The sequence below is a fragment of the Micromonospora sp. KC606 genome (assembly GCF_004348675.1).
In the GTDB taxonomy this organism is placed as follows: Bacteria; Actinomycetota; Actinomycetes; order Mycobacteriales; family Micromonosporaceae; genus Micromonospora.
In genome coordinates this window covers 1-11,771 of the sequence record NZ_SMKN01000173.1, presented here as the reverse complement: position 1 = coordinate 11,771, position 11,771 = coordinate 1, and the positions used below count along the sequence as shown (strand labels likewise).

At 74.3% G+C, this 11,771-nt stretch carries 15 protein-coding genes; 12 read left to right on the top strand and 3 right to left on the bottom strand.

The window, feature by feature from the left end; genetic code table 11:
- The 8 genes from E1193_RS24415 to E1193_RS24380 all read left to right on the top strand — a co-directional run.
- Positions 1-1,393, top strand: a 1,393-nt coding sequence (locus E1193_RS24415) for a CpaF/VirB11 family protein (RefSeq protein WP_132185518.1), incomplete at its 5' end; no start/stop codon positions are given.
- Positions 1,390-2,289: a type II secretion system F family protein gene (locus E1193_RS24410; RefSeq protein WP_132185517.1), complete on the top strand. Its 900-nt coding sequence runs from the start codon at positions 1,390-1,392 to the stop codon at positions 2,287-2,289. The genes E1193_RS24415 and E1193_RS24410, both read left to right, overlap by 4 nt.
- Positions 2,286-3,146, top strand: a complete 861-nt coding sequence (locus E1193_RS24405) for a type II secretion system F family protein (RefSeq protein WP_132185516.1) — start codon at positions 2,286-2,288, stop codon at positions 3,144-3,146. The genes E1193_RS24410 and E1193_RS24405 overlap by 4 nt, the downstream gene beginning before the upstream one ends.
- Before the next feature lie 12 nt (positions 3,147-3,158).
- Entirely contained in the window at positions 3,159-3,350 is a 192-nt protein-coding gene (locus E1193_RS24400; RefSeq protein WP_132185515.1) for a hypothetical protein, read from the top strand.
- A 110-nt stretch (positions 3,351-3,460) separates the two neighbouring features.
- Entirely contained in the window at positions 3,461-3,856 is a 396-nt protein-coding gene (locus E1193_RS24395; protein ID WP_243707862.1) for a TadE family protein, read from the top strand.
- Positions 3,841-4,326, top strand: coding sequence for a TadE/TadG family type IV pilus assembly protein (locus tag E1193_RS24390; protein ID WP_243707861.1), 486 nt, complete (start codon positions 3,841-3,843; stop codon positions 4,324-4,326). The genes E1193_RS24395 and E1193_RS24390 overlap by 16 nt, the downstream gene beginning before the upstream one ends.
- 56 nt (positions 4,327-4,382) lie before the next feature.
- Complete coding sequence (locus E1193_RS24385) at positions 4,383-4,754, top strand: hypothetical protein (protein ID WP_132185519.1); 372 nt, start codon at positions 4,383-4,385, stop codon at positions 4,752-4,754.
- Positions 4,755-4,768: 14 nt separating this feature from the next.
- Complete coding sequence (locus tag E1193_RS24380) at positions 4,769-6,025, top strand: LysM domain-containing protein (RefSeq protein WP_132185514.1); 1,257 nt, start codon at positions 4,769-4,771, stop codon at positions 6,023-6,025.
- 58 nt (positions 6,026-6,083) lie between these two features.
- On the opposite strand, the gene E1193_RS24375 is transcribed toward E1193_RS24380, so the two are convergent.
- Complete coding sequence (locus tag E1193_RS24375) at positions 6,084-6,935, bottom strand: Rieske 2Fe-2S domain-containing protein (RefSeq protein ID WP_132185513.1); 852 nt, start codon at positions 6,933-6,935, stop codon at positions 6,084-6,086.
- A gap of 121 nt (positions 6,936-7,056) precedes the next feature.
- On the bottom strand, positions 7,057-7,677 hold the full coding sequence (gene bluB / locus E1193_RS24370) for a 5,6-dimethylbenzimidazole synthase (protein WP_132185512.1): 621 nt from the start codon (positions 7,675-7,677) through the stop codon (positions 7,057-7,059).
- 189 nt (positions 7,678-7,866) lie between these two features.
- Between bluB and E1193_RS24365 the strand changes: the two genes are divergently transcribed.
- Positions 7,867-8,334, top strand: coding sequence for a hypothetical protein (locus E1193_RS24365; protein WP_132185511.1), 468 nt, complete (start codon positions 7,867-7,869; stop codon positions 8,332-8,334).
- A gap of 81 nt (positions 8,335-8,415) precedes the next feature.
- Entirely contained in the window at positions 8,416-9,474 is a 1,059-nt protein-coding gene (locus E1193_RS24360) for a serine hydrolase domain-containing protein (protein ID WP_132185510.1), read from the top strand.
- On the opposite strand, the gene E1193_RS24355 is transcribed toward E1193_RS24360, so the two are convergent.
- Positions 9,407-10,393, bottom strand: a complete 987-nt coding sequence (locus tag E1193_RS24355; protein WP_132185509.1) for a phytoene/squalene synthase family protein — start codon at positions 10,391-10,393, stop codon at positions 9,407-9,409. The genes E1193_RS24360 and E1193_RS24355 overlap by 68 nt on opposite strands.
- 63 nt (positions 10,394-10,456) lie before the next feature.
- Between E1193_RS24355 and E1193_RS24350 the strand changes: the two genes are divergently transcribed.
- Together E1193_RS24350 and E1193_RS24345 are read left to right on the top strand one after the other, a co-directional pair.
- Positions 10,457-11,611 carry a polyprenyl synthetase family protein gene (locus E1193_RS24350; RefSeq protein ID WP_132185508.1) on the top strand — a complete coding sequence of 385 codons (1,155 nt, stop codon included), beginning with the start codon at positions 10,457-10,459 and terminating at the stop codon, positions 11,609-11,611.
- Between the two features lie 28 nt (positions 11,612-11,639).
- The coding region (locus tag E1193_RS24345) for an FAD-dependent oxidoreductase (RefSeq protein ID WP_132185507.1) at positions 11,640-11,771 on the top strand (132 nt) is incomplete at its 3' end.

Here is an 11,771-nt window from a genome sequence, read left to right as displayed (position 1 = left end):
GCCCAGGGTGGACTTCGCGGTGGTCCGCGAGCTGCGCCGCGAGCTGAGCGAACGGCTCACCCACTGGCAGCGGGGCCGGGAGTTCGACGCGAACGCCGAGGAGGTCGAGCGGGCCCGGCTCGCGGTCGCCGTCGTCTCCGGCTACGCCGACTCGGTACGCCGCGCCGGTACTCCGCTCAGCGCCGACGAGGAACGGCTCCTGCTCGACCAGGTCACCGCCGAGCTGGTCGGCCTGGGTCGACTCCAGACACTGCTGGTGGACGACACCATCGAGGAGGTGCACATCCTCGGCTGCGACCAGGTGCGCGTCACCCGGCACGGCGGCGGCGTCGACTGGGCCGAACCGATCGCCGACAGCGACGAGGAACTGGTGGAGATCCTCCAGGCGGCGGCCCGTCGGGCCGGAGCCACCGAGCGGTCCCTGTCGACGTCGAAACCGACGCTGGACCTGCAACTGCCCGACGGCAGTCGACTCGCGGCGGTCTTTCTGGTCAGCCACCGCCCGTACGCGGTGATCCGCAAGCACAACACCCTGGACGTCAGCCTGGAGGACATCTGCGGCACCCGCCCCGACCTGGACGAGATGATCGACCCGTTGCTGCGGGACTTTCTGCGCGCCTCGATGCGGGCCGGGCTGAACATCATGGTCGCCGGGCTGGCCGGAGCGGGAAAGACCACCGTAATCAGGGCGCTGATGGACGAGATTCCGCCGGACGAGCCGTACGTGCTGCTGGAGGAGAGCCGGGAGCTGCTGCCCGCCCGGCGCGGGCACAAGCACCGGGCGGTGATGAGCTTCGAAGCCCGGGAGGGGCACGGCGAGCGCGGTCTGGACGGCCGGCCCGCCGGCGAGGTGAGCATCGCCGACCTCATTCCACTGTCGCTGCGGATGGGCGTGCTGCGGATCATCGTGGGTGAGGTGCGGTCCCGGGAGATCGTGCCGATGCTCCAGGCGATGACGACCAGCCGCGGGTCGATGTGCACCATCCACGCCCGTACCCCGGCCGGGGTCAGCGAACGGATCATCGAGCTGGCGCTGGCCCACGGCCGGGAGATGACGGTCGACCAGGCCCGCCGGATGGCCGGCAACGCCCTCGACCTGATCGTCTACGTGACCGTCGAGGACGAGACCGCGATCGGCGGGCGCAAGCACCGCTTCGTCTCCCACGTCGAGGAGGTGATCGGGGTCGGCGAGGGCAGCCGGATCGTCACCACCAGCGTCTTCGGCCCCGGCCCGGACGGCCGGGCCGTCCCCCGCCACCTGCCCGAACGAATCCGTGACCAGCTCCTGCGGGTCGGGTACGACGCCCGGCTGCTCAGCCGGTTCATCGAGGCCGGCGCCGGCGCGTGGAGGCGCCCCCGGCACAGCCGTCTCGGCCCGGTGGTCCGGCGATGAGCCCCGTCGAGCTGATCGCCGTCGTCTCCGGCGCGGCCTGCGTGGCGGGGCTGGTGCTCGCCGTGGTCGCGCTCACCGGCACCCGCGCGCCCGCCCGGTCCCGCCCCGGCGCCGGTCGTGGCCTGCGCCGGTTCTGGCCCGGCCCGGGCCCCGGCCGGCGGGAGCGGCGGATCCACCGGGCCCGACTGGCGGTGGCGGCGGGGTCCGGGGCGCTGGCCTTTCTGCTCACCGGGCTGCCGGTGGTGGGCCTGATCGTGGCCGCGGCGGTGCCGGGCGTGCCCTGGCTGTTCGCGGTCGGCAAGGCCGAGGAGCGGGCGATCGCCCGGGTCGAGGCGGTCGGCGAGTGGACCCGACGGCTCAAGGACGTCTCCGCCACCGGGCAGGGCCTCCAGGCGGCGATCGTCAACACCATCGCCACCGTCCCGGAGGAGATCCAGGATGAGGTACGCCTGCTCGCGGCCCGGCTCCAGGCCGGCTGGACGGCCCGCGCCGCGCTGCTCGCCTTCGCCGACGACATCGGCGATCCGGTCTGTGACCAGGTGGTGGCCGCGCTGATCCTGCACCTGACCGACCGCGGCGAGCGCCTCGGTGACGTGCTCGGGGCGATCGCCTCGGCCGCCGCCGCCGAGGTGGCCACCCGACGCGAGGTGGAGGCGAAACGCACCCAGCCGAGGTTCGCCGTCCGGTTCCTCACCGGGATGACCCTGGTGGTCCTCGCGTACGGGCTGCTGAACACCGACTACATCCGCCCGTACGGCACGGTCGTCGGGCAGTTGGTGATGGCGGTGCTCGGTGCGGCCTTCGTCGGGCTGCTGGTCTGGGTGCGGTCGATGAGCCAGCCCCCGCCGCCGGCCCGTTTCCTGCCCGCGCCCGACCCGGAGGAGGCGGTCGCGTGACGCTCAACTGGCACCTCGCGATCGCCGTGCTCAGTGGCGCGGGGATCGGCTGGGGCGTGTTCCTGCTGGTCCGGGAGGCGCTGCCGGCGTCCCCGGCGCTCGGCCCGGCGCTGCGGCGGCTGCACCAGCCGCCCGGCACGGCGGCCCGTTCGCGTGGGCTGGACTGGTTGGGTGGTCTCGCCCGCTGGCTGAGCCCGCCGCACCGCCAGCTCGCCCTGATCGACCGGACCCCCGAGCAGTACGCCCTGTCGGTGCTGCTGTCCGCCCTGGTCGGGCTGGCCACCCCGACCGTGCTCGGCGCGCTGCTCTTCCTCGGCGGGATGCGACTGCCGGTGGTCGTGCCGGTGCTGGGCAGCATCGGGATGGCGCTGCTCTGCGCGCTGCTGGCCCACCGGGCGGTGCTGGCGAAGGCGGACGCCGCCCGGGACGAGTTCCGCCAGGCCGTCTGCACCTACCTGGATCTGGTGGCGTTGCAGCTGTCGGCGGCGCACGGCCCGGTGCAGTCCCTGGAACGCGCGGCGACGGTCTGCGACGGCTGGGTGTTCGACCGGATCCGGGAGTCGCTGCGGATCGCGCAGTTGCAGATGCACTCCCCCTGGGACGAGTTGCAGGAGCTGGCCGACCGGATCGGCATCGCCGAGCTGGGCGACGTGGGCGCGATCATGCGGAACTCGGGCAGCGAGGGCGCGCAGGTGCACGAGACGCTGCGCAGCCGCGCCGACTCGCTGCGGGACCAGATCCGCACCGACAACCTGACCCGGGCCGAGGGGATCACCAGCCGGCTCGACATTCCCGGATCGCTGCTGGTCTTCGTCCTGCTCGGCTTCATCATCTACCCCTTCGTCGCCCGTCTGTGAGGAGCCCTCCCCATGCACATGTTCACGTTCTTCTACGTCGCCGCGGTGGAGCGGCTGTCCCGGCTGCGCCGCGAGTCGGACCGGGGCGACAGCCCGGTGCCCACCGCGGTGATCATCGCCGGCCTGGTGGTCGCGGCCACCGCGGTCACCGGCCTGGTGCTCCAGAAGGCCGAGAGCTGGATGAAGAGCATCCCGGGCAAGTGACGCTCTCGGCTCTCCCGGCCGCGTGCCGGGCTCGGGCGGCTCCCACCGCCCGGCCCCGGGACGCGCTCACCCGTGCGCCGCGCCCGGACCGACCCGGCCTCCGGGCGGGCCTGGCCGTCCGCCGCCGCCTCACCGCCGGGGGTACGGACCGGGGCGCGAACCCGGTGGAGCTGGCCGTCGTGATGCCGGCGGTGCTGGTGCTGCTCTTCGCCTCCGTGCAGGTCGCGGTCTGGTTCGTGGCCCGGTCGACCGCGCTGCACGCGGCGCAGAGCGGGGTCAACGCGCAGCGGACGCTCCAGGCTCCGGCCGGGGCGGGCGAGGCCCGGGCCGCCGGCTTCCTGCGCGCCGCCGGTGACTGGCTGGTCGGTGGAGAACCCAGCTGCGTCACCAGCGCCACCGACGTGACCTGCACGGTCACCGGCCGGTCCCTCTCCGTCGTACCCGGCGTGAGCTTCGAGGTGCGGCAGACCGCGCACGGCACCGTCGAACGGTGGACCAACCCGTGACCGCCACCGTGGACCGTGGGCGGGGCTCCGTCTCGGTGGAGGTGGCCGTGCTCGCCCCCGCCTTCATCGCGCTGATCGTGCTCGCCGGGGTGACCGGGCGGACCGCCGTCGCCGACGAGGCGGTCGAGTCCGCGGCCCACGACGCCGCCCGGGCCGCCTCGATCTCCCGGGACGCCGGCACCGCCCGCGAGGCGGCCCGGGACGCGGCCCGCCGGCAGCTCGGCTGGCGGGGCCTGAACTGCTCTGCCGCCCCCCGGATCGCCCTCAGCGGCTCGGTCGGCGGCCAGGCGACCAACTTCGACGCCGCGTACCGCAGCCGAGCCGGCGAGCCGGCGAGCGTGACCGTCTCGGTGACCTGTGTCGTCTCCCACGCCGACCTGGCGATGCCGGCGATGCCCGGGATGCCGTTGCGCACCACCGTGTCGGCGAGCTTCACCTCGCCGCTGGACCGCTACCGGAGCCGTGGGTGAACGTCCCCGACACGCGGCGCGACGCCGGGCGGGTAAGCCTCTTCCTGGCCGTCGCCATGTTCGGCGTACTGGCGATCATCGGCGTCGCGTACGACGGCGCCGGCCAGCTCCGGTCGTTGCAGCGCGCCGACAATCTCGCCGCCGAGGCCGCCCGCAGCGGTGGGCAGGCCGTCGACCGGGCCGGGGCGATCGCGGGCGGCCCGAAGGAGATCGACGAGGCCGACGCCCGGGCCGCCGTACGGGACTACCTCTCTACGGCGGGCGCGACCGGGCACCGGGTCGGCTTTCCGGTGGTCGGCGGCGAGAAGCAGATCCAGGTGGAGGTCGACGTCACCTACCGCCGGCACATGCTCGGCCTGTTCGGCATGGACAGCTCCGTCACCGTCACGGGTGAGGCCACCGCACGGGCCATCACCGAGGCACCGTAGGAAGGAACCTCGCCATGACCGCACCGCGTGGCTCCGCCGTCCGGCGGACCGGGCAGTTGCTCACCGGCTTCGGCTCGCTGGTCGTGCTGATCGCCTTGCTGGTGGGTGCGCCGGTGGCGCTGCTCGCCTTCGCCGGCAACCCGCTCCCCGACCAGCTGCCCACCCTTGCCGAGGTGGGCGCCACGTTGACCAGCCGGGACGACGGTCGACTCTTCCTGCGGGCGTTGGCGGTGGTCGGCTGGCTCGGCTGGGCGAGCTTCGCTTTCTCCGTACTGGTGGAGCTGGGGGCGGCGGCGGCACGGCGGCCGGCGCCCCGACTGCCCGGGCTGAGTCGACAGCAGCGGGCGGCGGCGGCGCTGGTGGGGTCGGTGGCCCTGCTCCTCGCGGCGGCCCCGGCGGCCACCGCGGCCACCGCCGTGGCGTACCCGGCGGCCGGCTCGGCGTACCCGGCGATGGCCGCGAGCGGGTCACTCGCCGCGCCGGCAGGTGTCGCCCCGCAGGCCGCACCGCACGGCGCTCCGCCCGCGTCGCACGGCGTTCTGCCGGCCGGCGCGGAGCGGCAGGGCGTGGCGCCGGACGACGCCGGGCTGCGGGCGGCGCGGTCGACGGCCTCGCCGGTCTACCGGGTCGCTAAGGGCGACTACCTGGGTGAGGTGGCCGAGCGCTACCTCGACGACTTCGACCGCTTCCGGGAGCTGGCGCGGCTCAACCGGCTGCCCGACCCGGACCGGATCCACCCCGGCCAGCTCATCAGGCTACCGGAGCAGGCGACTGACGACGGCGTCCGGGAGCACGCGACCGGCCGGCTGGTGGCGACGCCGCCCCGCAAGCCGTCGCCGCGCCCGTCGGCGAGCGCCCCGGCGGATGCCCCGCAGACCGCCACGCCGCAGGCACCGGGGGCGGGGCCGGTGGAGACTGCCACGCCGCAGGCGCCGGATTCGCCCGGCGGGCCGTCGCGTGAGATGGCCGGTGGGCCGGTCGGCACCGCCGGCGGCCAGGCCGCGGCCGAGGGCGCGCCGGCCGGGCCGGCCGGTGCCCCCCAAGGGCCGGCCGGTGACCAGTCACCGCAGGCCCAGCAGCCGGCGCAGGCCCCGGCGATGGCCGCGGGAGCCGCCCGCACCGGCGCCGCCGACAAGCTCAACCGTCCACTGGCTGTCTCGGCGGTGCTCGCCGTGGCCAGCATCGTCGGCGCGCAGATCGGTGCGGTACTGGGGCTGCGCCGCCGTCCGGCCGCCCGGGCCCTCGACTCCGGCCGGCACCGCCGCGGCTGACCAGCGGGGTACGCCCGACGCGCGGATATCGGCCACGTGCCCTCGCACGTCGGGCGGGTCAGGGAAGCTTCGTCTGCAGGACTCCGTCGACCACCCGGGTGGGCAGGATCTGCTGGTCGTTGGGGGACGGCCCGTGCACGACCTCACCGCCGTTGAGCCGGAACGCCGAGCCGTGCCAGGGGCAGACCACGCAGGCGTGCCCGTCGATCTCCTGCACCTCGCCCTCGCCGAGCGGGCCGCTCTGGTGCGGGCAGCGCTCCAGCATCACGGTGACATCGTCGCCGTGCCGGTAGAGGATCACCGAGACGTCGTCCACCTCCCGGGTGACCAGCTGGCGTTGCGGCAGCGTGGCCAGATCGGCGACCGCCTGCCACTCGTCGCTCATCCGGTGCAGTTCGGAGATGCTCTGGCTGACCTGCGCGCCCTGCTTGTACGCCAGGTGCCCGCCGATGTACGCGCCCATGCTCGCCGCGCTCAACCCCAGGTACGCCAGCGCCCGCCCCGTCCCGTGCCGACCGTTGAGCCGGGCGGCGAGCGAGCCGGCGTACAGCGCCAGCCCGACGGTGTTCGAGGCGGCGTGCACCAGCCCGACCCGGCGCTGGTCGCGGGCCAGTGCCGCCCAGTCGTTCAGGCCGGCGACGGCGGCCGGCACGGCGCTCACGGTGCCGAGCGCGACCAGGGTGGTGGCCGCGCGACGCTGGCCGGGCAGCAGGTCCAGCACCGCGGCGCTGATCCAGGCGCCCACCGGCACCTGCACCATCGCCGGGTGCAGCGGGTGGCCCAGCCAGACGCCGTGCAGCAGATCGCGGACCCGCTGCCCGCGCAGGGTCCCCTGGACGGCCCGTTGGAGCCGGTCACCGATCCGGTCCAGCTTCGCGTTCTGTTCGATCCTCGTCATCAGCGCTCGCACCTACTCCGACTTCCCGGCAGGAGCGGTCGCAAACCGGGCGGCCGGCCTGTTTCCCCAGCCGATGTGCTCAGGCGGCCACCCGCACGTCGCGCCGGCGTTGGCCTTGGAACCGACCGCGCCGTCAGGGGGTCCAGCGGTCGGTGTGTAGGGCCTCGGCCAGGGGGCGCTTCTGCCGCCAGCCGTGCCGGGCCAGGTCGGGGACGGATTCCAGGTGCGTCACCGGCCCGACGCAGAGCCAGGCGACCGGCCGGATGTCGGCGGGGATGCCCAGCAGTTCGGCCAGGAACGACTCGCGGTAGAACGAGACCCAGCCGACACCGAGCCCTTCGGCGGTGGCGGCGAGCCAGAGGTTCTGGATGGCCAGGCAGACCGAGTAGAGGCCGGCGTCGGCGATGGCGTGCCGGCCCAACACGGCCGGGCCGCCCCGGGACGGGTCGTAGGTGACCACGATCGACAGTGTCGACTCCAACACCCCGTCAATCTTGATGCGGGCGAACCGCTGCGCCGCGTCGCCGGCCAGGGTGGCGGCGAATACGTCCCGCTCCTGTCGGACGTGCTCGTGGAACCGGCGCCGGAGTCCGGCGTCGCGGACCAGGACGAAGTCCCACGGCTGCGAGTAGCCGACGCTGGGCGCGGCGTGCGCCGCGTCCAGGACGCGGTGCAGTTTCTCGTCGGGCACCGGCTCGCCGGTGAACTCGGCGCGGACGTCGCGGCGACGGTGGATGGCGGTGTACAGATCCATGGCAGGCTCCCACTGCGCTCGGCCCACGTCAGGGTGGGTGGGCACCTCGCATGATCGTGCCGCCGGCGATGCTAACGGCCGGGCGGGCGGACCCGGCAGGCGCGTCGATGTTCCGCCGCCTACAGTGATCGACTCCGGCCCGTGACCCGGTCAGGTCGACCGTCGAGGCCGCGCACCCCGGGGGAGACCATGACGAGCACCGGCGTCGTCCGTACCGTCCTGACCCTGACCGTCGTCGCCGGCCTCGCCGCCGGCTGCCAGGGCGAGAAAAGGGAGACCACCTCGGCCGCCCGATCGTCGGCGAGCAGCGCGCCCAGCCCGACGGTTGACGTCGCCGCCAACAGCAAGCAGGTCTGCGACGCCAGCCTCGCCCTGGTCAAGAAGCACCTCGTCGCGATGGCGGACGATGCCATCGCGGCGATCGACAAGCCGGTCAGCGCCAAGGAAGCGGGCGAGAAGGTTCGCGCGAACTACACGGCGATCGCCGAGGGGCTGCGCGCGGAGGCGCCCAAGGCCGCCGACCCGCAGGTACGTACCGCGCTGGAGGACCTGGCCGGTGCGGTCGAGAAGCGACTGACCGGCCCGGACGCCACCAAGGTGGAGGCCCCGGACCTGGACCCGATTTTCAGGGCGGTGGACGCCGCCTGCCGTCAATAAGCCCTCGGCGGGCCTGTCCCGGCCACCGGACGACGCCGGAATTCCCGCGCCGGTGACCTGCGCGCGGCATACCGTGGCCCGATGCACCCACGCTTCACCCCGGTCCGGGACTGTTTCCACGACCTCTTCTCCTCGGGCCGGGAGACCGGCGCGGCGCTGGCCGTCTGGTACGACGGCCACCCGATCATCGACCTCGTCGGCGGCGGCGCGGATCCCGGGTGGCGGCCGGACACGCTGGTGAACGTCTACTCGGTCGGTAAACCGGTGGCCGCGGCCTGCCTGCTGGCGCTGGTCGACCGAGGGTTGGTGGAGCTGGACTCACCGGTTGCGGCGTACTGGCCGGGGTTCCGCACGCCGGCCACCGTCCGGCAGGTGCTCAGCCACACCGCCGGGCTGCCCGCGTTCCCGGTGGCCCGGCCGGCGGCGGCGGTCGCCGACTGGTCGCTGCTCTGCGCCGACCTGGCCGCCGCCACGCCGGAGTGGGAGCCGGGCACGGTCGCGGGCGAACACGCCTGGACGTACGGGCATCTGGTGGGCGAGCTGGTGCGCCGGGTGGACGGGCGGTCGGTGGGCCGTTTCCTGGCCGATGAGATCGCCGGTCCGTGGCAGCTCGACCTGGCTTTCGGGCTGGCCGCGACGGATCGGCGGCGCTGCGCCGACGTGTCGTACGGCGATCCGGGCTGGCCGGTGCGGATGCTGGGCGCCCCGGGGTCGTTGCGGGCCCGGGCGCTGGGTAACCCGTCGGGCGGCCTGGACGTGGCGGTGGTCAACAGCCCCCTCTGGCGGGGCGCGGAGGTGCCGGCGGTCAACCTGCACGCCACCGCGTCCGGGCTGGCCCGGTTCTACGCGGGCCTGCTCGCCGGCGGCACCCTCGACGGGGTGCGACTGTTCGGCGCCGACCTGGTCGCCGAGGCGACCCGGGCGCAGTACGACGGCCCGGACCTGCTGCTGGAGCGGCGGACCCGGTGGACGCTCGGCATGCAGTGGGAGGAGGACGGGAGCTGGGGCATGGGCGGGATCGGCGGCAGCAGCGCCTGGGCCGACCCGGGGCGCGGCTACGCCTTCGCGTACGTCACCGCCCGGTTGGCCGACCACGACCGGGTGGAGGAACTTGTCGAGGCGCTGCATTCCTGCCTCTGACTCCCCCTCCGGTGTGGTCGGGTCCGGGCACCACGACCCGGCTGCCGGCCCGGGTGAGCAGGGCGCGGGCGGCCACCGCCATCCGGCGCCGCTGCGGCACCAACGCCCGCCGGGCGAACACGTCGTAGCCCTGCCCGGCGATCTCGTCGAGGATGCCGCCGTAGAGCGCGTACGCGGTGCGCATGCATGCCTGCGAGGCGGGGGTGAGCAGCGGGATCCCCGGTGCGGCGGCCTCGTAGTGGGCCTGGGCGCGGGTCACCTCGTACTCGATCAGGTCACGGATGTTGCCGGTGGCGCGACCCGCGGCCTTCGCGGCGAGCAGGTCGTCCCGGGTGACGTCGAACTTCGCCAGGTCCTCGTCCGGCAGGTAGGTGCGGCCCCGGTCGAGATCCTCGGCCACGTCGCGGATGAAGTTGGTGAGCTGGAAGGCGAGGCCGAGCTGGCGGGCCGGCTCGCGGGCGGCGGCCGGGTCGGAGCTGCCGAGGATGGGCAGCATCATGGTGCCGATGACCGCCGCCGAGCCCTCCATGTAGTCGAGCAGGTCGTCGTAGGTCGGGTACGCCACGACGGTCAGGTCCATCGCCATGCTGCGCAGAAACGACGCGAAGTCGCCCCGGTCCAGATCGAAGACGGCGATGGTGTGCAGCACGGCGGGCAGCAGCGGGTCGTCGATCCGCTCGCCGTGCAGACCGGCGAGGAAGCGGGTGGACCAGTCCCGGAGCCGGGCGTCCCGCTCGGCCGGCGACAGGTCCTCGGTGCGGTCCACGATCTCGTCGGCGTGCCGGGTGAAGCCGTACAGGGCGTGCACGTGCCGCCGTTTCCACGAGGGAAGCAGACGAGTGGCGAGATAGTAGGTACGCCCGTGTCGTCGGTGCAGGTCCTGGCAGCGGGCATAGGCGGCGGCGAGATCGGTGTCCACCAGCCCTCCTCAGTCCGACGCAGAAATCGACGCAACTCGTTACCCTAGGGTACGCTCGCCGACATGGCCAACGACCCAGTTGCGGGTGACGCGCTCCGGGCCGCGCCGGCACAACCGGGAGCGACGGGCGGTCCGGTCCGCGGCGTGCTGGCCGCGTTCACCGAGGATTTGGTCAGAAGCATCGACGCCACCCTGGCGGGCTTCCTCGCCGCGGAGGTCGACGCGCTCACCCGGATCGACGCGGCCATGGGGGCGTTCGCCGCGACGGCGCGCGACAGCGTGCTGGCCGGCGGCAAACGGGTCCGCCCGACCTTCGCGTACTGGGGCTGGCGAGGCGCGGTCGGCGACGCCGAACCGCTGTCGTCCGTGCTGCCGGCGTTCGCCGCGCTGGAACTGCTGCACACCTTCGCGCTGGTCCACGACGATGTGATGGACGACTCCGACACCCGGCGGGGCAGGCCCACCGTGCACCGGGCCGTCGCCGCCCGGCACGTGGCCGCCGGGCACCACGGCGACCCGGACCGGTTCGGCGAGGCGGTGGCCGTGCTCATCGGCGACCTCTGCATGGTCTGGGCCGACCGGCTGCTCGGCAACGCCACCGTGCCCCCGGCGCGACTGTTCGACGTGCGCCGCTGCTACGACCAGATGCGCGTCGAGACAATCGCCGGGCAGTACCTCGACGTGCTCGGCGAGAACGACGCGGCGAACTGGTCGGTTGACCGGGCGCTGCGGGTGGCTCGCTACAAGACCGCCAGCTACACCGTCCACCGGCCGCTGCTCTTCGGCGCCTGCCTGGCGGGACTCGCCCCCGACGCGTCGCTGATCACCGCCTACACCCGGTACGGTCAGGCCGTCGGCGAGGCGTTCCAGCTCTGCGACGACCTGCTCGGGGTGTACGGCGACCCGGCCGCCACCGGGAAACCGGCCGGGGACGACCTGCGCACCGGCAAGCCGACCGCGCTGCTGCTGCTGGCCCGGCAGCTCGCCACCCGGAGCCAGCGGCGAGCGCTGGACCGGGCCGGCACGGTGACCGAACCCCGCGAGGTGGACCGGCTCGCCGAACTGGTCGCCGCGACCGGGGCGGTCACCCGGGTCGAGCGGATGATCTCCGACCGGGTGACCGAGGCACTGGCCGCGCTCGACACCGCCTCCATCGACGAGACGGCGCGCACCGCGCTGACCGGTCTCGCCACCGCCGCCACCACGCGGCGGGCATGATGAGCGGCGCTGCGAAGGAGGTGGGCACGTGCGGACCGTGAGCGGGCGTACGGACCGGGTGGTCGTCGTCGGCGCCGGCCTGGGTGGGCTGGCGTGCGCGCTGCACCTGGCCGGCAGCGGCCGACAGGTGACCGTGGTGGAGCGCGAGCCGGCGCCGGGC